Origin of the sequence: Stutzerimonas stutzeri (assembly GCF_024448935.1) — a bacterium.
GTDB lineage: Bacteria > Pseudomonadota > Gammaproteobacteria > Pseudomonadales > Pseudomonadaceae > Stutzerimonas > Stutzerimonas stutzeri_AO.
In genome coordinates, this window is record NZ_JAMOIE010000036.1 from 17,638 (window position 1) to 42,642 (window position 25,005).

Genomic DNA, 25,005 nt, shown 5'->3' on the forward strand with positions numbered 1-25,005 from the left:
CCGCAGGTGCGCTGGGGCCTTACTTTTGGAGAACAGATGGTGATGAAGCGACACTCTTTGCACCTCGTTAGCGCCATGGCGCTGGGTACGGCTTCGCTCGCAACCGCTGCGCCTGACGCCGTTGAACAGGATCAGTGGCCGTTCAGCGCAACGCCACGCGCCAGTTTCTCCGAACCCTGGGCCATGACCTTCCTGCCGGACGGGACGGCATTGATCACGGAAAAGCGTGGCGTGCTCAAGCATGTCGATGTGGAGACCGGGACGGTTCACGAAATAAAGGGCATACCCAAGGTGGCCTATGGCGGTCAGGGCGGGCTTGGTGACGTCATCCTCCACCCCGATTTCGCACAGAACAACGTTATCTACCTCAGCTATGCCGAGCATGGCGACGGTGACAACCGGGGCGCAGCCGTCGCCCGCGCAACCCTGAAGCTAAGCGACGATGGCGGCTCCCTTTCAGAGCCGAAAGTGATCTGGCGGCAGGCGCCCAAGGTCTCAGGCAAGGGCCATTACGGGCATCGTCTTACGTTCGGCCCTGACGGCAAACTCTGGATCACCTCGGGCGAGCGCCAGAAGTTCACCCCTGCACAGGACATGAACGCCAACCTCGGCAAAGTCATTCGCCTGAACGAGGACGGGAGCGTACCGTCCGACAATCCGTTCGCCGACCAAGGCGGCGTGACGGCGCAGATCTGGTCGCTTGGCCACCGCAACCCATTGGGCATCGCGTTCGATGCGCAAGGCCGCCTGTGGGAACACGAGATGGGCCCGGAAGGCGGCGACGAGCTCAACCTGATCCGCAAGAGCGGCAACTACGGCTATCCGGAAGTATCGAACGGCGATCACTACGGTGGGCGGCCGATACCCGATCACGACACCCGCCCCGAATTCATCGAGCCCAGGATTTCCTGGACACCGGTGATTTCCCCGGCCGGCCTGATCATTTACGACGGCGAACGGTTTGCCGACTGGAAAGGTGATGCGTTTATCGGCGGCCTGTCCGCCGAGGCTTTGGTCCGTGTCACTTTGAACGGCGAAGCAGCCAGCGAGGCCGCTCGCTACGACATGGGTGCGCGCATTCGCGAAGTCGAGCAAGGCCCGGACGGCAGCATCTGGCTGCTGGAAGATGGGGATGGTGGGCGTTTGCTGCAGCTCAGTCCGAAATAGGCGGGGCATCAAATAGGCTGGAGAGGCAGAACCGGCGAGACAAGTGAATAAGCTGCCGCCGTGGTGATCGAGAGCGAGCGCGACGAGGATTGACGTCGCGCGTCAAGGCACCCGTGATGGATTGGTTGTTACCGGCCGGCATGGGCCGCGAAGGCATCCTGCCGATCCCGGCGCGCAACCTGCTGGTGGTCAGCAGTGAAGAAGACTCGGCCGAGGACGGAATTATCCGAAGATCCGCTCCAGCGATAGCGATCTGATCCCCGGGGAGCGCTCAGCGGCCTGGCTGCGGACGGTACGCAGGACGATCGCCTGTATGCCGTACCGGACAGCTACTACAAGGCCTCCCGGATCTTCCACATCGACACCCGTAAAACACCTGCAGTCATCGACGGGCAGACCAAAGGGCCGACAACTGCGCTCATCGGCCCTTGGATGCACAGCACATCCCGATCAGGCAGCCATCTTTTCACACTCTTCGGCGCACTTGCGGCAGGCTTCGGCGCAGGCCTGGCAGTGGTCCATCTGATGGCTGCTGCACTCTTCGGCGCAGTCGCGGCAGACCTGAGCACAGATACGGCACATCTCTTTGGCCAACTTGCTGTCACGTGCCATCAGCGTGGCGGCGAGCGCGCAGATGTCGGCGCAGTCGCGGTCGAGCTCGATGCAACGAGCCATCATCTTCACGTCGTCTTCGCGCAGGCAGGATGCGGCGCAGGTTTCGCATACGATGGCGCAGTTGGAACAGGCCTGAATGCAAGCCTCGTACTTGGAATTAAGCATTGGGGTTCCTCCAAGGTCGATGTTCGCGAAATAGTGAGAGCGGATCGCCCCCTTCATACAGTTCGTGCCGGATACACCGCTCGAAGTTCAGTCTGATCGACCCAATGGTCCATTCACCCCATAGCGCGTTGCGCATTCCCCGCTCGGCTGCGGTCAGCGCTACAATTCCCGATCCCTTTGCCAGTTCCGCGATGCACATGACCTTCACCCTCGCCGCACCTTGCGAATATCGGGAAACCCTCCGCAAGAGCCGCTTCCTCGCCAAGGCTGCGCCCGTATCCAGTGCCGAGGAGGCTCAGGCGTTCATCCAGGCGGTCAGCGACGCCAACGCCACGCATAACTGCTGGGCGTGGAAGGTTGGCAACCAGTACCGTTTCAGTGATGACGGCGAGCCCGGCGGAACAGCCGGGCGACCCATGCTGACCGCGATCGAAGGGCAAGACTGCGACCAGGTGGTGGTGGTAGTGATTCGCTGGTTCGGCGGCATACAACTGGGGACCGGCGGCCTGGCACGTGCTTACGGCGGCTCAGCGGCGAAATGCCTGCAGGCCGGCGAGCGCGTCGAGCTGGTCGCACGGGTTCGCTGCAGCTGTCATTGCCGCTTTGCCGAGCTGGCGCTGCTCAGGTCGCGCCTGAGCGACTTTGACGCACTGATCGACAGCGAAACCTTCGACGCGGAAGGCGCTGAGCTGCAGCTGGCCTACCCCGCGGCGCAACAACCCCAGGTGCAGAAACTGCTGTCCGACATCAGCCGTGGCCGCTCGGAACTGCACCCGCTTGACCCCTGAGCAGCGCGCCTCGTTGAACTGCGCGATATCAGAGAAGTCCCTATAATCCCTATACATGTCACTCCGCCCGACGACGAGCCGGACGCAGGTGAACCGGTGGAGCCACGCGCGCCCGCCCCCACACTGAACTGACAGATTGCAGAGGCGTGCGCCTCACCGGCGCGTCTGCACTCGAAAGCCACACGGCTTCAGGCAAGCGTGTTCGTCCGCAGAATGCCCACTGCTCGTGTGCATCACATTGTGCATAACAGTGGAGCAATGCGGCCAGCTCAACGGCAGCGCAGCCTCGACACCTTCGTTCGTTTTTTTAAACGAAACGCCGAAACTGCATGTCGAGGTGCGCGAACGCCATTGATTAACAAGCACTTTTAGACCACAAACGCCTAAACCCGGATGATTTCATACCGCCATCAGACGCCTTACGGTTATCCGCAGAACAGGTGGACAAGCATGTGGATAACCCTTGGACTGAGCGTGCTCGACCGCGCCCGCTCTCGCTTCGACGACCTTGCTCATTTTTCGCACAGCCCGAACGGCACGTGACCGAACTGAACGTGCAACGCGGTGACATCAATCCATAAGCGGCAAAACCGGTGGGCTGAAGCCCACCGCGGCGGCTGGCATCTGACCCTGGGGTCAATCCAGCCCGCGTGATTAAATGCGCCTTTTCCAGATGGGGAATCTCTCATGTACGACTGGCTCAACGCCCTACCGAAAGCCGAGCTTCATCTGCACCTCGAAGGCTCGCTCGAACCCGAGCTGTTGTTTCGCCTGGCTGAACGCAACAAGATCGCCCTCCCCTGGGACAACGTCGACGCGCTGCGCAGCGCCTACAACTTCGGCAACCTGCAGGAGTTTCTCGATCTCTATTATGCCGGCGCCGATGTGCTACGCACCGAGCAGGATTTTTACGACCTGACCTGGGCGTACCTGCAGAAATGCGAAGAGCAGAACGTCGTGCACACCGAGCCCTTCTACGATCCGCAGACTCACACCGATCGCGGCATCCCGTTCGAGGTGGCGATGCGCGGTATCAGCGGCGCGCTGGCTGACGGTCGCGAGTTGCTTGGCATCAGCAGCGGGCTGATCTTGAGCTTCCTGCGTCATCTGCCGGAAGAGGAGGCGTTCAAGACGCTCGAACAGGCCATGCCTTTCCGGGATGCCTTCTTCGCGGTCGGCCTGGACAGTTCAGAAATGGGCCATCCACCGAGCAAGTTCGAGCGCGTCTTCGCCAAGGCCCGCGCCGAAGGTTTCCTCGCCGTGGCCCATGCCGGCGAAGAAGGCCCGCCGGAATACATCTGGGAAGCGCTGGACCTGCTCAAGGTCAGCCGCATCGACCACGGCGTGCGGGCGTCCGAGGATCCGAAGCTGATCCAGCGCCTGATCGACGAGCAGGTTCCGCTCACCGTCTGCCCGCTGTCGAATACCAAGCTCTGCGTGTTCGATGACATGAGCCAGCACAACATTCTGCAGCTGCTGGAACAGGGCGTAAAAGTGACAGTGAACTCGGACGATCCGGCCTACTTCGGCGGTTACGTCACCGAAAACTTCATGGCCCTGCACGACAGCCTCGGCATGACCGAGGATCAGGCACGGCGCTTGGCGCAAAACAGCCTCGACGCCCGCCTGGCCAACTGAGGGCATCGCCCTACTCAACCACATCGGAGACACCATGAAGGCCATCGGCTATTCCCAATCGTTGCCAATCGACGACCCAAGCTCACTGCTCGACATCGAGCTGCCCGAGCCCACGCCCGGCCCGCGCGATCTACTGGTCGAGGTGCGCGCCATTTCGGTGAACCCGGTGGATACCAAGATCCGCATGCGCGTGCAGCCGGAAGCCGGTCAATATCAGGTGCTCGGCTGGGATGTCGCCGGCGTGGTGCGCGCGGTGGGCAGCGAAGTCACCCTCTTCCAGCCCGGCGATGAGGTGTTCTATGCCGGCGCGCTGGACCGCCCCGGCGCCAACAGCGAGCTGCATCGGGTCGACGAGCGCATCGTCGGCCGTAAGCCCGCAACCCTGGATTTCGCGGCCGCGGCGGCGCTGCCGCTGACCTCGATCACCGCCTGGGAGCTGCTGTTCGAGCGCTTGCAAATCAGCGAAAGCAAAGATGAGCGTGACCAGCGTCTACTCATTGTCGGTGCAGCAGGAGGTGTCGGTTCGATCATGACGCAGCTGGCGCGCCAGCTGACCGGACTGAAGGTAATCGGCACGGCCTCGCGCAGCGAAACCCAGGACTGGGTGCGTGAGCTGGGCGCCCATGAAGTGATTGATCACAGCCAGCCACTGGCCGCCGAGCTGCAACGAGTAGGCATCGCCGACGTCACCCACGTTGCCAGCCTGACCCACACCGACGTGCATCTGGCGCAGATCGTCGAGGCGTTGCAGCCTCAAGGGCGCCTGGCCTTGATCGATGATCCGGCAAGCCTTGACATCAGCCTGCTCAAGCGCAAGAGCCTGTCGCTGCACTGGGAGTTCATGTACACCCGTTCGCTGTACCAGACGCCGGACATGATCGCCCAGCACCAGTTGCTCAACCGGGTCGCCGAACTGATCGACAGCGGCGTACTCAGAACCACGCTGGGTGAGCACTACGGCACGATCAACGCCGTGAACCTGCGTCGCGCCCATGGCTTCATCGAAAGCGGCAAGGCCAAGGGCAAGGTCGTCCTCGAAGGCTTCTGACCTCTGGTCGGCTGGCATGCCGCCTCAGGACGAGGCGGCCTCCTGGTTGCGCTGCGAAATCGCGATCTGGCCGGTGTACCAGGCCAGACACGCCGCCAGGCCAGCACACACCGTGATCGCCAGGGCCATCGGCACCGCGGTGCCGTTATGCATCCAACCCACTGCTGCCGATGCAAAGGCAGCGACGCAGAACTGCATGCTGCCCATCAAGGCCGACGCCAGCCCCGCCTGCTTGCCCTGCTTTGCCATGGCACAAGCAGTCGCGTTGGGCAGGATGCTGCCAAGGCTCGCCAGCCCGGCGAACAAGGGGATCAGCAACGGCCACAGCGCATCGGGCGCGCTCAGCGCGATTAGCAGCAACGCCACGCCACAAGCGAAATAGAACCAGACCAGGCGCCTTAACCAGAAACCCGGGCCGCGCAAGCGCAACAGCCGTGCATTGATCTGCGAAACGAGGATGAATCCAGCCGCATTGCTGCCGAACAGCCATCCGTAGTGCTCGGCCGGAACGCCATAAAGCTCGATGAAGACGAAGGGCGACCCGGCGATATAGGCGAACATGCCCGCCATGGCTACGCCGCCGGAGAGCGCGAAGGCGACGAATTCGCGGTCGCGGAACAAGCCAACATAACGTCCTAGCGTGCCACCGAGCGGGTGCTTCGGCGCATCGGCCGGCAGGGTCTCCGGCAGCCGCATCGCGACCGCAACGCCGCACAGCGCGCTGAAGATCATCAGCGCGACGAAGATGGCCTGCCAGCCAAAGGCGTTCATCAACAGCCCACCCGCCAGTGGTGCGAGGATCGGCGCCAGCCCCATCACCAGCATCAGTTGGGAAAAGACTTTGGCGCCCTGTACCGGATCGCAGCTGTCGCGTACCACGGCGCGTGTCACCACGATACCGGCGCAGCCTCCCAGCGCCTGGACGAAACGCGCGGCGATCAGCCAGTCCAGCGACGGCGCGAATGCGCACGCCAGCGACGCCAGTGTGAACAGCGTCACACCCACCAACAGCGGCCAGCGCCGGCCGTACCGATCCGCCAGGGGCCCATAGATCAGCTGACCAAGGGCCAGGCCGATGAAGTAAGCCGCCAGCGACAGCTGGACGTGTTCCACGTCTGTGGCAAAAGCGCGCGCAATCGAGGGAAACGCTGGCAGGTAGAAGTCGATGGCCAGCGGGCCAAAGGCGCTAAGAGCACCCAGGATGAGCAAAATCGGAAGGGGCATGGAGAGAGCTCGCGAAGCGGAAAAAGCCGAAGCGTCGACGCGCAGGAAAGCCGCGGTAGAGATCGATCATTTACAGAGAAGGTCAGATGCTGTTACATACACAGACGATTGTAAACATCCAAAGTTGCAGAAGTTGAAGGTCGAACTCCGCATAGCCCGCCCGCCAAGGCCTTATTCAATGCAGCGTCAGGCTGCCGTAGCCCTCACATGCGAAGAACCAAAGAAGACGCCGAAAAGACCCGTATCGCCCTGCTCGCCTCTGCCGAGCGGCTGTTTCTCGACAAGGGTGTGGCGCATACCAGCCTGGATCAGATTGCGCGTGACGCCGGGGTGACTCGCGGCGCCGTGTACTGGCATTTCCAGAACAAGGCGCATCTGTTTCATGAAATGCTCAACCAGGTTCGCCTGCCGCCGGAGCAAATGGCCGAGCGACTCTGCAGTTGCACCCAGCAGCAGCCGTTGGGAGCGCTGCATGAACTCTGCATCGAGGGCATCAGTGCACTGGGCCGGGACGAGCAGAAGCGCCGTGTGATGACCATTCTCCTGCACCGCTGCGAATTCACGGAAGAACTGCGCGAAGCGGAAGAACGCCACCACGCGTTCATCAATCTGTTTATCGAGCTATGCGAGAAACTGCTGGAGCGCGCCGCCGACAGCCTTTATCCAGGCATCACCCCAAAACTGGCCGCGCGCTCCTTGCACGCGCTGATCGTCGGCGTATTCAGCGACTGGACCCGCGACCCGACCCTGTTCGATCCGCAAGAGGATTGCGCCGCCCTGATCGATCCGCTGTTCCGTGGCCTGGTCAAGGACTGGGACAGTTCCGTCGCGCACTGGCCTATCGCATAAAAACGCGGCAGCGTCGGCTGCCGCGTATCGCATCACTGAACCTGATAGCCTTCTTCCTCGATGGCCTCGCGGATGGTCGCCTCGTCCAGTCCACCCTCCACTCGCACCACACCCGCCTGAAGATCGACATCGACCTTGGCATTGGCATCTCGGGACTGAATCGCCTGGGTCACGGCGCGCTGGCAATGCGCGCATGTCATGCCTGTCACGTTGAACGTCTGCATCAGGTGCTCCTCTCGTTTATTGACGACTTCAGCATGCTCAACCTTACCACGCTGATAAGGTCAATAGACTGGCTGCGACAACCAGTTACTCGACTTGACCTTCTCACAAGGTGAAGGTTGATTATTACCGGCATCAGGCCCATTCGGAGCGAACCATGACCAGCGCAACCTACACGCTGCCTATTACCGGCATGACCTGCGCCAGCTGCGCCGGGCGGGTCGAACGCGCCCTGCTGAAGGTGCCCGGCGTCGATCATGCGGCGGTGAACCTCGCCGCCGAGCAGGTCCGCGTGCAAACCCGTGAAGGCGATCTGGCCGAGCTGATACAAGCGGTGGAAAAGGCCGGCTATGGCGTGCCGGTGCAGACGCTGGAACTGGCCATCGATGGCATGACCTGCGCCAGCTGCGCCGGCCGCATCGAACGCGCACTGCTCAAAGTGCCGGGCGTACGCAGCGCGTCGGTGAATCTGGCCAGCGAACGCGCACGCGTCGAGGTGCTCGGCGCGGTAGACGCAACGGTACTGATCCAGGCCGTCGAAGCAGCCGGCTACAAGGCACAGGCCAGCAGCGATAACGAGCCCGCCACGGACACGAGCGAAAGCCGTCTGCGCCGCGAACGCTGGGCAGTGGTCGCCGCGTTGCTGCTGGCCGCGCCGCTGGTGATCCCGATGTTCGGCGACCTGCTGGGGCTGCATTGGATGCTGCCGCCCTGGATCCAATTCCTGCTCGCCACACCTGTGCAATTCATCCTCGGGGCGCGTTTTTATGTGGCCGGCTGGAAAGCCGTGCGCGCTGGCGCCGGCAACATGGATTTGCTGGTTGCGATCGGCACCAGCGCCGGCTACGGCTTGAGCCTCTACCAGTGGTGGGCCGCAGAGGCCGGGCAGATGCCGCATCTGTATTTCGAAGCGTCTGCTGTGGTGATCGCCCTCGTCCTGTTGGGCAAGTATCTGGAAAGCCGCGCCAAACGTGAGACCAGCGCGGCTATCCGTGCGCTGGAGGCGCTCAGACCGGATCGCGCCTTACGGGTGGTCGACGGCCGTGAAGAGGACGTTGCCATTGCCGCCCTGCGCCTGGACGACCTGGTACTGGTCAAGCCTGGCGAGCGCTTCCCGGTGGACGGCGAAGTGGTCGAAGGTGAGAGCCAGGCCGATGAAGCCCTGATCAGCGGTGAAAGCCTGCCGGTGAACAAGGGGCCGGGCGACCGCATCACCGGTGGCGCGATCAACGGCGAAGGCCGCTTGCTGGTGCGCACCACGGCAGTGGGGGGCGAAACGGTGCTGGCGCGCATCATTCGGCTGGTGGAGGACGCTCAGGCGGCCAAAGCGCCCATTCAGAAGCTGGTGGACAAGGTCAGCCAGGTGTTCGTCCCGGCCGTGCTGGTCATCGCCCTGCTGACCCTTGCCGGTTGGCTGTTCGTTGGCGCTCCGGCCGAAGTGGCGTTGATCAACGCCGTTGCCGTGCTGGTGATTGCCTGCCCCTGTGCGCTGGGCCTTGCAACACCCGCGGCGATCATGGCGGGCACCGGCGTCGCCGCACGCCACGGCATTCTGATCAAGGACGCCGAGGCGCTGGAGGTCGCCCATGCCGTGACAGCCGTCGCCTTTGACAAGACCGGCACACTCACCTCCGGCAAGCCACGCGTGGTGCATCTGCATGCCGTGGACGGCGACGAAGCCACGCTGCTGCAGCAGGCTGGGGCATTGCAACGCGGCAGTGAACACCCACTCGCTCAGGCGGTGCTCGACCGTTGCGCAGAACTGGGCATCACGCTCGCCGACGTTGAGCGCAGCCAGTCGCTAACCGGTCGCGGCATCTCGGGCGACCTTGATGGCCGCTCGCTGGCGCTGGGTAATCGCAGGCTGATGGACGACAGCGGCCTGCAACCGGGCGAGCTGGCGGGCAAAGCCGAAGCTTGGGAAAGCGAAGGTCGCACGCTGTCCTGGCTGATCGAGACTGCGCCGGCGTCTCGCGTGCTCGGCCTTTTCGCCTTTGGCGACAGCCTCAAAGAAGGCGCCGCTGATGCCATCGCAGCTCTCAACGCCCGGCATATTCGCAGCCATTTGATCACCGGAGACAACCGCGGCAGTGCGCGCGTTGTGGCTGAGGCGTTGCAGATCGACAGCGTGCATGCCGAAGTGCTGCCGGCCGACAAGGCGGCCACGGTCGCCGAGTTGAAAAAAGGCGGCGCGGTGGTGGCGATGGTCGGCGACGGCATCAACGATGCGCCGGCGCTGGCCGCCGCCGACGTCGGTATCGCCATGGGCGGCGGCACCGACGTGGCCATGCATGCCGCCGGCATCACCCTGATGCGTGGCGATCCACGCCTGGTGCCGGCCGCACTGGAGATCAGCCGCCACACCTACCGCAAGATCCAGCAGAACCTGTTCTGGGCGTTCATCTACAACCTGGTGGGTATTCCGTTGGCAGCGTTCGGCTTTCTCAGCCCGGTGGTGGCAGGCGCGGCGATGGCGCTGTCGAGCGTCAGCGTGGTCAGCAACGCATTGCTGCTCAAGCGTTGGCAGCCGAAGGACTAGCGTGCCGCCGCGCGCGGGCTGTGGTCGGCGGCACGCATGGACACCGCGCCGACGCAGCACACAAAACAGCCTCACACCGATTCGTCTGGATGCGCACATGAACATTGGCCAAGCAGCAGAGAAAAGCGGGTTGTCGGCAAAGATGATCCGCTACTACGAATCCATCGGACTGATCTCCCCCGCCGGGCGCAGCGCCAACGGCTACCGTCACTACGGCGAGAAAGACTTGCACCGCCTTGCCTTCATCAAGAGAGCGCGCGACATGGGTTTCTCACTGGAGCAAGTGAGCAGGCTGCTCACGCTCTGGCAGGACCGCCAGCGCGCCAGCGCGGATGTGAAAGCACTTGCCGGCGCGCATATCGAGGCGCTCAATCAGAAGATCGCTGAACTGGTGGGGTTACGCGACACCCTGCAAGAACTGGTCGACACCTGTCAGGGCGATGACCGGCCGGATTGCCCGATCCTCAAGGACCTGGAATCGGATGGATGCGGTTGAGCGGGAAGCCAAGGCCCAACCGCCACCGATCACCCTCCACCGGAGCAGCTCGGTGCCGGGCGTCGGCAGTGCGCAGTTCGCTTGGTGCCTTTGATTTTGCGGTCTGGCCCAAGCTTCAAGCTTCAAGCTTCAAGCTTCAAGCTTCAAGCTTCAAGCTTCAGGCTTCAGGCTTCAGGCTTCAGGCTTCAGGCTTCAGGCTTCAGGCTTCCGACTGCTTCTTTACGCCATCGACTGTAGATAATTCTGCAGCCCGATGCGGTCGATCATGCCGAGTTGCTGTTCCAGCCAGTAGGCGTGATCCTCTTCGGTGTCGATCAACTGCAATTCCAGAATTTCACGCGTCGGGTAATCGGCATGCTGCTCGGCCAGCGTGATGCCCTTGGCCAAGGCTTCGCGCACTTTGTATTCGAGTGCCAGATCGGCTCGCAACATCTCGGGGACCGTTTGGCCTGGCTGCATCGCCTCCGGCGTCATGTCCGGCGTGCCTTCGAGGAACAGGATGCGCTTGAGCAACGCGTCGGCATGCTGGGTTTCCTCTTCCATCTCGTGATGGATCCGCTCGTAGAGCTTGGTGAAGCCCCAGTCGGCATACATCCGCGAATGCAGGAAATACTGATCGCGCGCCGCCAGCTCCCCGCGCAGCAGTTCTTTCAGATATTCGATGACCTGTGGCTGACCTTGCATTGCGACTCTCTCCTGCACTGACATTCAAACGCCGGGCAATGATACGCCCAATCGGCGGCAGGTTGACCGCACGCAGCCCCATTGCCGCAGGCAAAACCGGCTGACCAGCGGGTCACTTCAGCATCGGCCGAACTCCAGAGCCGGAGCGGGGATCTACTAGTTTGTCGCGGCGTTTCGCACGGTCACCGCGATGCCTTGCTCGTCCCTATCGCCCAGGAGAACGGATGCCGCTTTTATCATCGAGAGGCCACTCACCGCATCTCACTGTCACCGCTTCGATCTGCATGTTGTTGGCCCTGGCTGGCTGCTCCGAGGACACGGAACCTGCGCAAGTCCCGCCACGCGTCGCTTTCGTCGAGCCGCTGCAGCGCATCGATAACGGCCCCGAGGTGCTGCGCTTTCCAGGCGTGGTCGATAGCGTGACCAGCACGCAGCTGGCATTCCAGGTGCCGGGCCGCGTCGAGCGGATCCTCGTCGACGAGGGCGAACGCGTTGAAAAAGGTCAGCCGGTGGCCAAGCTCGATGACACCGACTATGAGCTGCAACTGCGCGAAGCCGAGGCGCGGCTGCGCCAGCTGGAGGCGGATCTGACCCGCAAACGCGCCCTTTTGGCCGAGGGGATTCTCGCTCCCGCCGCGGTCGAGCCGCTGCAGGCCAATGTGGTGGCAGCGCAGGTCGCTCGTGACAGTGCCCTTCGTAACGTCAATTACAGCACGCTGGAGGCGCCTTTTGACGGCGTAATCGCACGCCGGCTGGTCGAACCGGACATGGTGGTCGCCACCGGCTCGCCCGTACTGGAACTGCAGAACAACCAGCATATCGAGGTCGCGGTCGACCTACCAGAGAGCGCGGCGCTGAGCATTCCACTGAACAGCACATTGGAGGCCGTGGGCGAACTGGTCGTCGCCAACCTGACCCTGCCGCTGGCCTACAAGGAACACAGCACCCAACCCCGCGAAGGTTCGCGCACCTACAATCTGACATTACAGGGCGAGCCGCCAGCGGGCTACAACCTGCTGCCGGGAATGGCCATGCGGGTTCGCCTCCAGCGGCCTGCCGCCTCGCCAAGCGATACGCCGCCGCGTTTTCGCCTGCCGCTCAACGCCGTGCAAACAGCGCCGAACGGCAGCCATTATCTCTGGTTGGCGGTGGACGGCCATGCCCAGCGCCTGGACCTGCAGCTCGAACACATCGAAAACGATCACGCGGTGGTCAGCGGCGAGCTGAACAACGACATGCTGGTGGTGGTGGCGGGCGGCAGCAAGCTGTCGGAAGACCAGCCGATCAAAGCCGAACGACGGAAGTAAGCGGATGGATCTAGCGCGTTACGCCATCGGCAAACCGGTCAACATCTGGGTACTGGTCCTGATCTGCCTGATCGGAGGCATCGTCGCGTTCTTCGAGATGGGCCGCCTGGAAGACCCTGAATTCACCATCAAGGAAGCCATCGTCACGCTGCAGTATCCCGGCGCGACCGCACTCGAAGTCGAGCAGGAAGTGACCGAGCCCTTGGAAAGCGCCATCCAGGAGCTTTCCGAGATCAAGGAGATCCGCTCGCGCTCGATGATCGGCCTGGCGGAAGTCCGTGTCGAAATTCAGGACCGTTACGCGGGCGAACAGCTCGATCAGATCTGGGACCAGTTGCGCAGCAAGGTCGAGGATGCACGGCAACAGCTGCCTCCCGGCCTGGACCCACCGCTGGTCAACGACGACTTCGGCGATGTCTACGGCATCTTCTTTGCCCTGACCGGTGACGGCCTGACGCTGGAAGAGCTGCATGAAGTCGCCAAGGACCTGCGCCGCGGGTTGGTCACGGCGGACGGCGTTGGCCAGGTCGAACTGGCCGGTGTGCGTGAAGAGCGAATAATCGTGGAAGTCGATCAGGCGCGCCTGGCCGCACTGAAGCTGTCTCCACAAGAGCTGGTCGCCGCACTGACCGATGCTGACGCGGCGGTGGAAGCCGGCGGTGTGCGCGCTGGCGAGTTCTTCGTCTACATCCGCCCGACCGGCGCGTTCGACTCCCTCGATGCGCTGCGGGCACTGCCAGTGGGCCAAGGGCAGCAGAGCGTCGACCTGGGCTCCATCGCCACCTTGAAACGCGAATATGCCGAACGCCCACGCCAGATCATCCGCCATAACGGCGAGCCGGCATTGACCCTCGGCATCAGCGGTGTGTCGGGCAGCAACATCGTCGAAGTCGGTCGCAGTGTCGAGGCGAAGCTGGAGTCCATGCAGCACCTGATCCCGCTGGGCGCCGAACTGCATCCGCTGTATCAACAGCACAGCATCGTCAACGAGTCGGTCAACAGCTTCGCACTCAATGTCTTTCTGTCGGTGGCTATCGTTGTCGGCGTGCTGTGCCTGGCCATGGGCGTGCGCGCAGGGGCGATCATCGGTGCGGTGCTGTTTCTCACCGTGCTCGGCACGCTGTTGCTGATGTGGATCGGTGGCATCGAGCTGGAACGCATCTCCCTCGGCGCGCTGATCATCGCCATGGGCATGCTGGTGGACAATGCCGTAGTGGTCTGCGATGGCATGCTGATCGAGAAACAGCGCGGTAAAAGCATTCTCGAAGCCTCTCGCAAGACGCTGCACCAGACGCAGTGGTCGCTGCTGGGCGCGACCATCATCGGTATCCTGGCCTTTGCCGGGATCGGCCTGTCCCAGGACACCACCGGCGAATTCCTCTTCTCGCTGTTCTACGTCATCGCCGCGTCGCTGCTGCTGAGCTGGCTGATGGCGCTGCTGGTGGTGCCGCTGTTCGGGCATTACCTGCTCGAGCGCAAGGGCGACCAAAAGGACGAAGACGCTGACCCGGACGCTGCCTACAGCGGGCCAATCTACAACCGCTACCGCCGCATCGCCGGCGGAGTGCTGGGTCGACCCTGGCTGACACTGGGCATATTAGTTGTGCTCACGACCCTCAGCGTGCTGGGCTTCAGCCGCGTGCCGCAGAGCTTCTTTCCGCCGTCGAGCACGCCGATCTTCTACCTGAACCTGTTCCTGCCGCAGGGCACGCATATTCGCGAAACCAGCCGCACCGCCAAGGATGTCGAGGGCTACCTGAAACAGCTGGACGGCGTGACCGATGTGTCGACCTTCGTCGGCGCGGGCGCGTCGCGCTTCATGCTCACCTACGCACCGGAACGACCCAACCCGGCGCTGATGCACTTTCTTGTACGGACCGAAAATGCCGAGGTAATTGCCGATCTGGTTCGCCAGGTGAATCAGACATTGCCAGGGCGCTACCCGTCTGCCGACGTCGCCGCCGCGCAATTCATGTTCGGTCCCAATGCCGAAGCCAAGCTCGAAGCGCGGATCAGCGGCCCCGACATTGACGAACTGCGTCGGCTGTCGGCCGAAGGTCAGCGAATCCTTCAGGAGCAGGGCCAGGTTTACAACATCCGCGATGATTGGCGCTCGCCCGTCCCGGTGCTGCACCCGCGGCTGGCCCTGGACCGCCTGGCCGATGCCGGGCTGACCCGCCAACAGGTGGCGCAGGCGCTGTCGGTGGCCAGCGAGGGCCAGCAGGTCAGCCTGTTCCGCGATCAGGACGACCTGATCCCGATCCTTCTGCGCGCCACGCCGGAGGATCGCGTCGAACCGGGCGATCTGCTGCAACGGCTGATCTGGAGCCCGGCCACCGGCAGCTATGTGCCGCTGGCCCAGGTCGCGGACGGCGTTGAGGCTACGACCGAGGAGTCGATGATTCGCCGTTATGGCCGCGAACGGACCATCGCCGTCCGTGCTGAACCCCGCGACGGCGAGAACACCAGTGCCGCCTTCGAGCGCATTCGTCCCCTGATCGAGGGCATCGAATTGCCGATCGGCTATTCGCTGGAATGGGGCGGCGATCATGAACAGTCGTCCGATGCCCAGCAGGCGCTGGGCAGCACGCTCGCGACGCCCTATCTGGCCATGGTGCTGATCACGGTGCTGCTGTTTGCCAAGGTCCGTCAGCCACTGATGATCTGGCTGGTGGTGCCAATGGCGCTGTGCGGCGTCACGCTCGGGCTACTGGTGACCGGCCAGCCGTTCGGCTTCATGGCCCTGCTCGGCCTGCTCAGCCTGACGGGCATGCTGATCAAGAACGCCGTGGTGCTGGTGGACGAGATCGACCGGCAGATCGCCGACGAAGTCCCTCGACTGACGGCCATCATCGAGGCCTCCGCTTCGCGCCTGCGGCCGGTGATGATGGCGGCCGGCACCACGGTGCTGGGCATGGTGCCGCTGCTGTTCGACCCCTTCTTCGCCAACATGGCCGTGACCATCATGGGCGGGCTGGGCTTCGCCACCCTGCTCACCTTGCTGGCGGTGCCCTGCCTGTATCTGCTGTTCATGCGCGTCAAACCGGAGGAAACCTGATGCCGAGCCGATTGCCCCGCACGCCGCTGGCCTGGGCACTGGCGTTGGCCCTCGGCGCCTGTTCCAGCGTGCCGGAGCGGCCGGCACCCGATGTGCCGGAGAGCTGGTTCCATGCGGTGCGCCAGCAGCCAGCCGACGCCGAGGCGCTTGCCGACTGGTGGCAGCGATTCGACGATCCAGTGCTGACAAGGCTGGTGCGCCAGGCGCTGGAGAACAACCGCGACATCCGCCTGGCCATGCTGCGCGTCGACACCGCACGCGCGCAGTTGCGGCAGGCGCGGGCGGGACTGTTTCCCACCTTCGATCTGCCCGGCTCGGCCAGCCGCCAGTGGATCGAGAACAACAACGAGCAGAACCCCAACAGCCCCATCGGCCAGTTCATTCCGGATGAAGACGTGATCACCTTCGATAATTGGGAATTGGCGCTACAGGCCAGTTGGGAGCTGGATATCTTCGGTGCCACCCGCGCGCGAACCGACAGTGCGCGCCAACAGATCCGATCCGCCCAGGCCCAGGCCATTGCGGCCCGGTTGGCGGTCGCCTCGAACATGGCGCAGGGCTACATGCAACTGCGCGCCCTTGAGGGGCAACGCGTGCTTTTGGTCGAGGGGATCGAGCTGGCAAAAGGCCTCGAACATATCGCCAGCCGGCTGTTCGAGGTAGGCGAGGTCACCCGGCTGGATGTCGAAGCCAGCACCGCTGAGCGCGCCTCGCTGCAGGCGGATCTGGATGAGCTGGAAATCAACCTGGCCGAAGCGAGGCTGGCGCTGGATACGCTGCTCGCCGAGCCACCGGGAAGCATCGCCCGGCGGCTTACAGCCAACGCCACGGTGCCGCTGGCAGACAAGCCCATCCCACCCGGGCAACCGCTGGATCTGCTGCGCAGACGTCCGGACCTGATCGCCGAGGCGGCGCAACTGCAAGCAGCCCAACTGCAATCGCTGGCCGCTCGCCGCGACCTGTTCCCGACGCTTGCATTGCAGGCGGCAGTCGGCCGTTCGGGGCTGGCGTTGGGTGATGCCTTTTCCAGCGCCTCGAATTTCGCCCGCCTCGGTGCGACCTTCGGCCTGCCCTTTCTCGACTACCGCCGGCGCGGGGCGGCGATCGACCTGGCCGATGTGGAGGGCGAGAGCGCCTACCTTGGCTTGCAGCAGGCACTGGCTCAAGCACTGGAGGAAGTGGAGCGCTCACTGGTACGCATCGACGGGCAGAAGCGCCGTCTGGACTCGCTGCGCACCACCCTCCGCCATCGTGCCTACGCCTATGAGCTGGCGCAGAAGAGCTATCGACTGGGCGAGGCGAACCTCAACGAGGTGCTCGACGCCCAGCGCGGTTCGCTACAGGCTCGCCAGCAAGCGCTGCAAGGCCGCACGGCGCTGGCAACGGCCCAGGTCGCGCTGTTCGTCGCGCTGGGCGGCGGCTGGGAAATGGAGCCGAGCGCGGTGTCGGATGCAGACAACACGAGCGAAGCGCCGGAGCAGCCGGAGCATTCGGAGCAGTAGTTCTGCGACTGCCCTAGAGTGAACGCCGGGCGCTGATCGCGAGCACGCTCGCTTCTACGACAAGCGGACCGCCGACCAGCCTTGCGAACCTCAGCGCCCGGGACGCCTTCGCTCTGTAGGAGCCAGCTTGCCGGCGATCAGGGCTAGTACAGGCAGCGAGCACACCGGGGACGCCGGCTATGAGCGCGAGCAAGCTCGCTCCTAAGAAAAGCGGAAAGCCGACCAATCTTGCGAGCCTCGGCGCCCGGAACGCCTTCGCTCTGTAGGAGCCAGCTTGCTGGCGATCTGGACTCGCACAGGCAGCGAGCATCCGGGGGAACGCCGGGCGCTGATCGCGAGCAAGCTCGCTTCTACGACAAGCGGACCGCCGACCAGCCTTGCGATCCTCGGCGCCCGGAACGCCCTCGCTCTGTAGGAGCCAGCTTGCTGGCGATCAGGACTGGTACAGGCAGCGAGCATCCGGGGGAACGCCGGGCGACGATCGCGAGCAGCTCGCTTCTACGACAAGCGGACCGCCGACCAGCCTTGCGAACCTCAGCGCCCGGGACGCCTTCGCTCTGTAGGAGCCAGCTTGCTGGCGATCCCGACGCCCATAGGCAGCTAGCATCACGCGGACACTGAACAGTGATCGCTCCAAGGTGGGACGCCCGAATAGCGTCCCTCCGTGTCTTAGATCAAGCCCCGCCAGGCGCCGCTCAGTTACGCATCCAGGGCGGCGTGGGCGGCTCGTCGCTGGGCTCGTCCGCTGCATTGCGCAGGGCTTCCTTGCGCTCCTGTTCGGCCAGGGTCGCCTTGATCTCCCGCATCACCGCATCCAGATCCGCTGCATCTTCCGGCTCGGCGAATTCCCCGCTCAGCTCGGATTCAGGCGTGAGCTTGCCGTCCTCGTACAGCGCCCACATTTCCTTGGCGTAGCGGGTGAACTTGAGCTCGGGCGCGAACTGCCCGAAATAGGCGGACATGTTGCCGACGTCGCGCTCAAGCATCTCGAAGGCATGGTTGTTGCCCGCCGCGTCCACCGCCTGCGGCAGGTCGATGATCACCGGGCCGTGCTCGTCGAGCAGCACGTTGAACTCGGAGAGGTCGCCATGCACCAGCCCGGCACAGAGCATCTTGACCACCTCATGGATCATGAAAGCATGGAACTCCCGCGCATCATCGGGATGCAGGTCGACGTCGTTGAGACGCGGAGCGGCATCGCCATCTTCACCGGAGATCATCTCCATCAACAGCACGCCATCGAGGAAGTCGTACGGCTTGGGCACTCGCACGCCGGCATCCGCCAGCCTGAACAAGGCGGCGACTTCGGCGTTCTGCCAGTTTTCCTCTTTTTCCTTGCGCCCATGCTTGGAGCCCTTGGCCATGGCGCGGGCATCACGGCTGCTACGGACCTTGCGGCCTTCCTGATATTTCACGGCTTGGCGAAAGCTGCGGTTGTTGGCTTCCTTGTAGACCTTGGCGCAACGCAGCTCGTCACCACAGCGCACTACATAAACCGCTGCTTCCTTGCCGCTCATCAGCGGCCGCAGCACTTCGTCGATCAGCCCATCCTCGACCAACGGCTCGAGTCGTTTTGGCGTTTTCATCAGCGGCTTACAGACCCTATTTGACTATGCAGATCTGCAGGTTACGGCAATCACGAACGGGCTTCCATGCTCGCCCGCAAGTTTAAAAGCGCGTTGTGGATTGGCATCGCAGGCGAGCAGGACGGACAATCGAAATCAACCACTCAAGGAGCACCGCAATGCTCGATTCCGACCGCTGCTGGCACGCCCTCTGCGACCGCGACGCAGGCTTCGATAGTCACTTCGTGTTCGCCGTCCGCTCGACCCGAATCTTCTGCCGTCCAAGTTGCCCGGCTCGCCGCCCACGACGTGACGGCGTCAGCTTCTTCAGCAATGCCGCAGATGCCGAAGCCGCCGGCTATCGTGCCTGCAGGCGCTGCTCGCCACAGGGGCAAAGCCCAGCCGAACAGCTCGACGCCCTGGTCATCGCCGCCTGTCGCCTGCTGAATGAAAGCCCCGAGCCGATGACGCTGGACCAATTGGCCGCGCGTATCGGTCTGTCCCCGTCGCACCTGGCTCGCGCATTCAAAACCCGCACCGGTCTCACGCCCCGCGCCTGGGCTGTGGCGCGCCGCCGTGAGCGACTGGAGACGCGTTTGCCGGCAGCCGATTCGGTACTGGGCGCAGCGCTGGATGCGGGCTATGGCAGTACCCGTGGCGCCTATCAGAACATCACGGCACTGAGCCCGGCGCAGCGTCGCCGCCAGGGTGCCGGTGAATCGCTGCGCTATGCCGTCAGCGCCTGTCCATTGGGGCTGTTGCTGATTGCCGCCAGCGACCAGGGAATCTGTGCGCTGCTGTTCGGTGACGACGAACAGACGCTGCTGAGCGAATTGCAGTCGCGCTTCGCCGCAGCCGAGCTGCTGCGCGACCAGGAAGGCCTGGGCGAATGGCTGCACTCGATCCTGGCTCAGCTGGAAGAGCCCTCACGCGCCGCCCGGCTGCCGCTCGATCTGCGCGGCAGCGCGTTTCAGCAACGGGTCTGGCAAGCGTTGCAGGAGATTCCCCCGGGCCAAACCCGGCGTTATGGTGAGCTGGCTGAACGCCTCGGCAGCCATGCGCGAGCCGTCGCCCGGGCCTGTGCGAGCAATCCCGTCGGGCTGCTGGTGCCCTGTCACCGCGTCGTTGGTGCCAATCAGGCACTGACCGGCTATCGCTGGGGCATCGAGCGCAAGGCCGCGTTGCTCGAATCGGAGCGCGAGGACTCGGGAGCCTGACGGCGATCTGGCGGTCCGATAGTGCATGCCCCTGGAATCGAGAGCCGCCATGACCGAACTGAAACGCTACCGCATCCACTATCTGATCAACGGCAATCCGGCCTCGCTGACGCTCAGCTCCTTCGAACAGCCGGACATGGAACAGGCCGAACTGGAAATTCTGCTGCATCATGTCCGCGAGCCACGCGCGGCAACCGATGCTCCTTGGGAGACTCCAACGCGGCCCAGCGAGGACAGCCGCATGGCGGAGCTGGGGGTCAGCGACATCCAGATCGAGGAAGAGCCGAATCGCTGAAGGGGTCCCGCCGTTCATACCAGACCAGGAGAAACCGTGCGCCTGATCGACACCCACACCCATCTCGACTTCGACCCTTTCGACGCCGACCGCGGTGAGGTGCTGACCCGCTGTGCGGCGGCTGGAGTCATGCGCGTTCTGGTGCTTGGCGTGCATCAGGCGAACTGGGACAGGGTCTGGCAGATGGCGCAGGACGAACCGGCCGTCTATGCCGCGCTGGGTCTGCACCCGGTGTTCCTGCAGGATCACCGACCGGAGCATGTCGACGCGCTGCGCGACTGGCTGCAGCGCCTTCGCGGGGAGGACAAGCTCTGCGCCATCGGCGAGATCGGCCTCGACTACTTCATCGAAAACCCGGACAAAGAACGCCAGCAACAGCTACTCGAAGCGCAGTTGGACTTGGCCATCCAGTTCGAACTGCCGGTGCTGCTGCACGTGCGTCGCGCCCACGCGGCGATGATCGCCACGCTGAAACGCTACAAGCTCAAGCGCACCGGCATCGCCCACGCCTTCAGTGGCAGTTGGGAAGAAGCCCGGGAATACATCAAGCTCGGCTACAAGCTCGGCCTGGGCGGCGCCGGCACCTGGCCCCAGGCGCACCGCATGCGCCGGGTGCTGCAGCAGCTGCCGCTCGAGAGCATCGTGCTGGAAACCGACGCCCCCGATATCCCGCCCCACAGCCACGCCGGCCAACGCAACAGCCCGGAATTCCTGCCGGACATCTGCCGCGAATTGGCCGAACTGCGCGGCATCAGCCCAAACGAGCTGGCAGATGCCAGCTATCGCAACAGCTGCGAGTTGTTTGGCTGGAAGTGATCGCTCGGTCCAGGCCCACTCTGTCGAACATCACTGCCTAGGCACAACACCGATTAGCGGCTAGGCGCCGCTTAACAAGCGGCAGGGTCAGACGCGGAACGCGCCGATCAATTGCTGCAGGCGTCCAACCAGTTCGGTGAGCTCGCGACTCGCTTGCTCGGTATGGCCTGCGCCCTCGGCGGTGCGCTGCCCAGCCTCGTTGATCGCGACAATGTTGCGATCGATGTCATGAGCAACGGCGGTCTGTTGCTCGGCGGCCGCGGCGATCTGCTGATTCTGGTCAACGATGACACCGACCGCACCAAGGATATTTTCAAGTGCCTGCTGAACCTGGGCCGACTGGCTGACCGTTTGTTCAGCCATCGAGTGGCTGGCGTGCATGGTCTTGACCGCGGCACCGACGCCGCCCTGCAGGCGACCAACCATCTGCTCGATTTCTTCGGTGGACTGTTGGGTGCGCTTGGCCAGGCTGCGCACTTCATCAGCCACAACAGCGAAGCCGCGGCCCTGCTCGCCTGCGCGTGCCGCCTCGATCGCCGCGTTGAGCGCCAGCAGGTTGGTCTGCTCGGCCACGCCCTTGATGACATCCAATACCTGGCTGATGGCTTTGCTGTCGCTTGCCAGCTGATTGATCACACTGACCGATTGTTCGATCTCGGCGGCCAGGAGGCCGATGCCGCTCACCTGCGCCTCGACCAGGGTACGACCGCTGACGGTTTCCTCATTGACACTCTGAGCGCTGCCCACTGCGGCTTCAGCACTGGTGGCCACTTCCTGCGCGGTCGCCGACATCTCGTTCATTGCCGTGGCGACCTGCTCGATCTGCCCTCGCTGTTCGGACACCGTCTGGTTGCTCTCGCCAGAGACGGTTTCCACGCGCGAAGCCTGACGCTCCACTTCGCCCACTGTATGTCCGACGCGCTCGATAAGTTCGCGGATTTTCGACACCGTCTCGTTGAACACCTGACCCAGCTCACCCAGCTCGTCGCGGCTTTGCACCTTGAAACGCGCTGTCATATCCCCTGCGGCCACTCGGTCCATGGTGGCACCGAGGCTGCGCAACGATGCACGAGTAGACATGTAGAACGCGCTGTAGAGGTAGACGATCAGTACAAACACCACTGCTAGTGCGGCCAACAGCAGCACCATCAGTAATTGCTTCTGCTCCAGGCGCTGTTCGAGCTGGTCATCCAGGAAGCCGAGGATGGCGTCGTTGAGCGCATAGGTTTTCGCCATCTCGGTGCTGATCAGGTCGTAGAAATTTTCCCAGGGCTGATCCAGCGCCTCGGCCATGATCACCTGATCTTGAAAGATGTCGCTGCTCGACTGCAGGGAGCCGCGACTGGCGGTGGCCTGGCTCTCGAGCTGGCGCTGCGCGGCGGGGCTACTGCCTAGCACGTCCTGCAGTTGGGCACCGTATTGCGCTTGCTGCTTTTCCAGCTCCAGCAGCAGGTCGTCCAGCTTGTTGCTGGCATCGGAATTCAGGTAACCCTGGCCGAACGTATAAGAGCCCACCGAGCGACCTTCGCCGAGCGTGGCGGTTATTGAGGGCGTTACGGAGGTCAGAAGCTCGGCCAGCAATCGTACGTCTCGCTGACTGTCCTGGCTCAATCCCGACTGGCTGGCGATCAGCTTGATCATGACCTGAGCCTTGCCCAGCAACGCACGGGCCATGGCGGTCTTCGTCTGCAGCGACTGCTGCGACTGAGCTTCACGCAGGGCAGCATCGAGTTCATCTCGACGCTGGGTGAATTCAGCGACCTGCTCGGGGTTATCGCTGGCCGGCGTCAGGTTCTGCATCCGCGCGGAAATCTCTCGTTCAGCATTGGCCAGTCGAGTGATCAGCGCCTGCACCTCACCGGTCTGGCCAATGATGCCTTCGATCTCGACCAGATCTTTCCAATCTTCCATCTCGCGGCGTAGCTGCAAGGCCGTGCCAAGCAGCTCCAGGCTGCGCAACTCAGTTCGAGTGCCCAGAAACTCACCGTACGAATCCCGTACCAAATAGAAATTGGTCAGCAGCATGGGGACGAAAAAGAGCACGCTGATCAGGCTGAACTTCATGCCGAAGCTCAGACGGTTCATCAGGGCGATGGCCGGATACAACAGACTTTTCAAAAGACGTCTCCCAATTTTTGTTGTATTGCCATCAGCGTCGAGACTGCGGCAGGGCTCGTCAGAGAAGGGTGCGAGAAAACTTATACGGGATATCGGACGGGGCTCATGTAACTTAAGGTAATGGCAGAGTGACACCCCGACAACTGGCAGAAGACCCGCCGATTCCGGCATATCCACCGCACTTATGCGGAGCATCCGTCCCGAGCGCGGAGCGGCATCGATTCGCTAGAGGAACAGGATCCAGAGCGCGATCGCCGTGTACCAGAGGATGCGAGCGCGCACGAGCAAGGCGGCGAGACTGTCGAGGCGCCCGATGCCCGCTTGGCCGGCGTAGGGCTCGTCCAGGTCAGCCGCCACTGGGCCGACCTCGGCCAGGAGCTGCCGAGCAGGAACACCCCAGTGCAACAAATCAGCCAGCATGGCACGATTAGCCGCGACGAAATTGCCGACCAGGCCGAAGCTGGCCAGCAGCACCCGCACCGGTAGCCAGTCGAAGGCATGCCTGAACTGGCCCGCCCGCTCGCGTATGGCCTCGGCCTTGGCGTGCTCGATGGTCAATGCAAGCAGCCGATAGGCGAGCGCCGCCACGGGACCAAGCAGTACGTACCAGAAGATCACCGCAAAGAAGCCTTGATGGCTGCGCCAGAGCAACTGTGCTTCCACGGCCCGTAACAGGCCCGGCGCATCCGTCGCGCTGAGCCCCAGGTCACGCTCGGCGACCAGTGCTGCAGCTTCGTCATCACCGCGACGCCAGGCATCGCGGAACGGCCCGAGCTCGCGCTTGACCTGGCCTCGACCCAGACTGTAGAGCAGCACCAGCAGGTGCAGGGGCAGGCTTAGCCAGCCATAGGCCAGCGGCTCGAGCGCCATCAACAGCAGGCCAAGCAACAGCGCCGGCAGCACCACCAGAAGGAACAGGCTCAGCCAGGGCTCACGCCTCGACTCCGCACCACCCTCGACGTGCGCCAGCCAGCGCAGCCAAGGCCCGTCATCCTGCACCGCACGTCGCCAATCGGTAAGCTTATCGATGGCCAGGGCCAAGAACACCACGAGAAAAATCATCTATCGAATCCTGTCAGGACAATTCAGGCAACGATCGAGGCCGTGCGCAAACGTTGCCAATCAAATGCGGAACCGGGATCGGTCTTGCGTCCCGGCGCGATATCGCTATGGCCACAGACGCGCTCCGGCGTGATCGCCGGATAGGCCTGCTGAAGCAGGCGACACAGTGAGATCAGGCTGTCGTACTGGGCTTCACTGAACGGCGTTTCATCAGTGCCCTCCAGCTCGACCCCAATGGAGAAGTCGTTGCAACTTTGCCGGTCACCGAAACAGGAAACACCGGCGTGCCAGGCGCGCTCCAGACAAGAGACGAACTGGGTGATCGCGCCATCACGTTCGATCAGGAAATGCGCCGACACCTGCAGGGTAGCTATTTCTTCGAAGAAGGGATGCTCGTCGCACGGCAGGCAGTTCTGGAAAAACTGTTGGACTTTCCCGGTCCCGAACTGGCCAGGCGGCAGGCTGATGTTGTGAATGACCAGCAGGGAAATCTCGCCATCCGGACGCTGGTTGAAGTTGGGCGAAGGGCAATGGCGTACACCTCGGCACCATCCTGTCGCATGATCCAGCTGCATTGGTGCGAAACCTGGGTAACCTGCGGGTCTGCAGGCTAGCGCCTGCAAGCTGCAA

22 protein-coding genes are annotated in these 25,005 nt (G+C 63.3%); 14 read left to right on the forward strand and 8 right to left on the reverse strand.

The genetic code is table 11. From position 1 onward, the window contains the following. Positions 1 to 42 precede the first annotated feature (42 nt). Positions 43 to 1,167, forward strand: a complete 1,125-nt coding sequence (locus tag NA637_RS12045) for a PQQ-dependent sugar dehydrogenase (RefSeq protein ID WP_256072475.1) — start codon at positions 43 to 45, stop codon at positions 1,165 to 1,167. A 116-nt stretch (positions 1,168 to 1,283) separates the two neighbouring features. Further along, on the forward strand, positions 1,284 to 1,424 hold the full coding sequence (locus tag NA637_RS12050) for a hypothetical protein (RefSeq protein WP_256072476.1): 141 nt from the start codon (positions 1,284 to 1,286) through the stop codon (positions 1,422 to 1,424). Between the two features lie 193 nt (positions 1,425 to 1,617). Here the strand turns inward: NA637_RS12050 and NA637_RS12055 are convergent, their stop codons facing one another. Further along, complete coding sequence (locus tag NA637_RS12055; protein WP_256072477.1) at positions 1,618 to 1,947, reverse strand: four-helix bundle copper-binding protein; 330 nt, start codon at positions 1,945 to 1,947, stop codon at positions 1,618 to 1,620. Positions 1,948 to 2,144: 197 nt separating this feature from the next. Between NA637_RS12055 and NA637_RS12060 the strand changes: the two genes are divergently transcribed. The 3 genes from NA637_RS12060 (at position 2,145) to NA637_RS12070 (ending at position 5,421) form a co-directional block, all read left to right on the forward strand. Next, the gene (locus NA637_RS12060) at positions 2,145 to 2,735 is read left to right on the forward strand and encodes an IMPACT family protein (protein WP_256072478.1); all 591 of its coding nucleotides are present in this window, start codon (positions 2,145 to 2,147) and stop codon (positions 2,733 to 2,735) included. A gap of 687 nt (positions 2,736 to 3,422) precedes the next feature. Beyond that, the gene (locus NA637_RS12065; protein ID WP_256072479.1) at positions 3,423 to 4,373 is read left to right on the forward strand and encodes an adenosine deaminase; all 951 of its coding nucleotides are present in this window, start codon (positions 3,423 to 3,425) and stop codon (positions 4,371 to 4,373) included. 34 nt (positions 4,374 to 4,407) lie between these two features. Further along, the gene (locus NA637_RS12070; RefSeq protein WP_256072480.1) at positions 4,408 to 5,421 is read left to right on the forward strand and encodes a zinc-binding alcohol dehydrogenase family protein; all 1,014 of its coding nucleotides are present in this window, start codon (positions 4,408 to 4,410) and stop codon (positions 5,419 to 5,421) included. Positions 5,422 to 5,445: 24 nt separating this feature from the next. Here NA637_RS12070 and NA637_RS12075 read toward each other — a convergent pair whose 3' ends face one another. Then, positions 5,446 to 6,645, reverse strand: coding sequence for a Bcr/CflA family multidrug efflux MFS transporter (locus NA637_RS12075; RefSeq protein ID WP_256072481.1), 1,200 nt, complete (start codon positions 6,643 to 6,645; stop codon positions 5,446 to 5,448). A 207-nt stretch (positions 6,646 to 6,852) separates the two neighbouring features. Between NA637_RS12075 and NA637_RS12080 the strand changes: the two genes are divergently transcribed. Next, a complete protein-coding gene (locus tag NA637_RS12080; RefSeq protein WP_256072482.1) occupies positions 6,853 to 7,494 on the forward strand; it encodes a TetR family transcriptional regulator in 642 nt (213 codons plus the stop codon). Between the two features lie 32 nt (positions 7,495 to 7,526). On the opposite strand, the gene NA637_RS12085 is transcribed toward NA637_RS12080, so the two are convergent. After that, a complete protein-coding gene (locus NA637_RS12085; protein ID WP_256072483.1) occupies positions 7,527 to 7,718 on the reverse strand; it encodes a heavy-metal-associated domain-containing protein in 192 nt (63 codons plus the stop codon). Positions 7,719 to 7,873: 155 nt separating this feature from the next. Here NA637_RS12085 and NA637_RS12090 point away from each other — a divergent pair, with 155 nt between their 5' ends. Both NA637_RS12090 and cueR read left to right on the forward strand, forming a co-directional pair. After that, entirely contained in the window at positions 7,874 to 10,255 is a 2,382-nt protein-coding gene (locus NA637_RS12090) for a heavy metal translocating P-type ATPase (protein ID WP_256072484.1), read from the forward strand. A 97-nt stretch (positions 10,256 to 10,352) separates the two neighbouring features. After that, positions 10,353 to 10,751 carry a Cu(I)-responsive transcriptional regulator gene (gene cueR / locus NA637_RS12095; protein WP_256072485.1) on the forward strand — a complete coding sequence of 133 codons (399 nt, stop codon included), beginning with the start codon at positions 10,353 to 10,355 and terminating at the stop codon, positions 10,749 to 10,751. 219 nt (positions 10,752 to 10,970) lie between these two features. Here cueR and bfr read toward each other — a convergent pair whose 3' ends face one another. Continuing rightward, complete coding sequence (bfr, locus tag NA637_RS12100; protein ID WP_256072486.1) at positions 10,971 to 11,435, reverse strand: bacterioferritin; 465 nt, start codon at positions 11,433 to 11,435, stop codon at positions 10,971 to 10,973. A gap of 224 nt (positions 11,436 to 11,659) precedes the next feature. Here bfr and NA637_RS12105 point away from each other — a divergent pair, with 224 nt between their 5' ends. Genes NA637_RS12105 through NA637_RS12115 form a run of 3 tightly spaced genes read left to right on the forward strand, consistent with a single transcriptional unit; the run spans position 11,660 to position 17,302 of the window. Further along, on the forward strand, positions 11,660 to 12,742 hold the full coding sequence (locus NA637_RS12105; RefSeq protein ID WP_256072487.1) for an efflux RND transporter periplasmic adaptor subunit: 1,083 nt from the start codon (positions 11,660 to 11,662) through the stop codon (positions 12,740 to 12,742). A gap of 4 nt (positions 12,743 to 12,746) precedes the next feature. Further along, entirely contained in the window at positions 12,747 to 15,800 is a 3,054-nt protein-coding gene (locus tag NA637_RS12110) for an efflux RND transporter permease subunit (RefSeq protein ID WP_256072488.1), read from the forward strand. Beyond that, positions 15,800 to 17,302, forward strand: a complete 1,503-nt coding sequence (locus tag NA637_RS12115; RefSeq protein WP_256072489.1) for an efflux transporter outer membrane subunit — start codon at positions 15,800 to 15,802, stop codon at positions 17,300 to 17,302. Before NA637_RS12110 ends, NA637_RS12115 begins: the two co-directional genes overlap by 1 nt. Positions 17,303 to 17,997: 695 nt before the next feature. On the opposite strand, the gene NA637_RS12120 is transcribed toward NA637_RS12115, so the two are convergent. Further along, the gene (locus NA637_RS12120; RefSeq protein WP_256072490.1) at positions 17,998 to 18,888 is read right to left on the reverse strand and encodes a PA4780 family RIO1-like protein kinase; all 891 of its coding nucleotides are present in this window, start codon (positions 18,886 to 18,888) and stop codon (positions 17,998 to 18,000) included. A gap of 158 nt (positions 18,889 to 19,046) precedes the next feature. Between NA637_RS12120 and ada the strand changes: the two genes are divergently transcribed. From ada to NA637_RS12135, 3 genes are read left to right on the forward strand one after another with little or no spacing between them, the layout of a single operon-like run. Beyond that, the gene (gene ada, locus NA637_RS12125) at positions 19,047 to 20,084 is read left to right on the forward strand and encodes a bifunctional DNA-binding transcriptional regulator/O6-methylguanine-DNA methyltransferase Ada (RefSeq protein WP_256072491.1); all 1,038 of its coding nucleotides are present in this window, start codon (positions 19,047 to 19,049) and stop codon (positions 20,082 to 20,084) included. 49 nt (positions 20,085 to 20,133) lie between these two features. Then, entirely contained in the window at positions 20,134 to 20,379 is a 246-nt protein-coding gene (locus NA637_RS12130) for a hypothetical protein (RefSeq protein WP_256072492.1), read from the forward strand. 36 nt (positions 20,380 to 20,415) lie between these two features. Next, the gene (locus tag NA637_RS12135; protein ID WP_256072493.1) at positions 20,416 to 21,195 is read left to right on the forward strand and encodes a TatD family hydrolase; all 780 of its coding nucleotides are present in this window, start codon (positions 20,416 to 20,418) and stop codon (positions 21,193 to 21,195) included. A gap of 87 nt (positions 21,196 to 21,282) precedes the next feature. Here the strand turns inward: NA637_RS12135 and NA637_RS12140 are convergent, their stop codons facing one another. The 3 genes from NA637_RS12140 to ampD form a co-directional block, all read right to left on the reverse strand. After that, positions 21,283 to 23,313, reverse strand: a complete 2,031-nt coding sequence (locus NA637_RS12140) for a methyl-accepting chemotaxis protein (protein ID WP_256072494.1) — start codon at positions 23,311 to 23,313, stop codon at positions 21,283 to 21,285. A gap of 225 nt (positions 23,314 to 23,538) precedes the next feature. Further along, positions 23,539 to 24,375, reverse strand: coding sequence for a regulatory signaling modulator protein AmpE (gene ampE, locus NA637_RS12145; protein WP_256072495.1), 837 nt, complete (start codon positions 24,373 to 24,375; stop codon positions 23,539 to 23,541). 23 nt (positions 24,376 to 24,398) lie between these two features. Next, positions 24,399 to 24,950, reverse strand: coding sequence for a 1,6-anhydro-N-acetylmuramyl-L-alanine amidase AmpD (gene ampD, locus NA637_RS12150; RefSeq protein WP_256072496.1), 552 nt, complete (start codon positions 24,948 to 24,950; stop codon positions 24,399 to 24,401). Positions 24,951 to 25,005 lie beyond the last annotated feature (55 nt).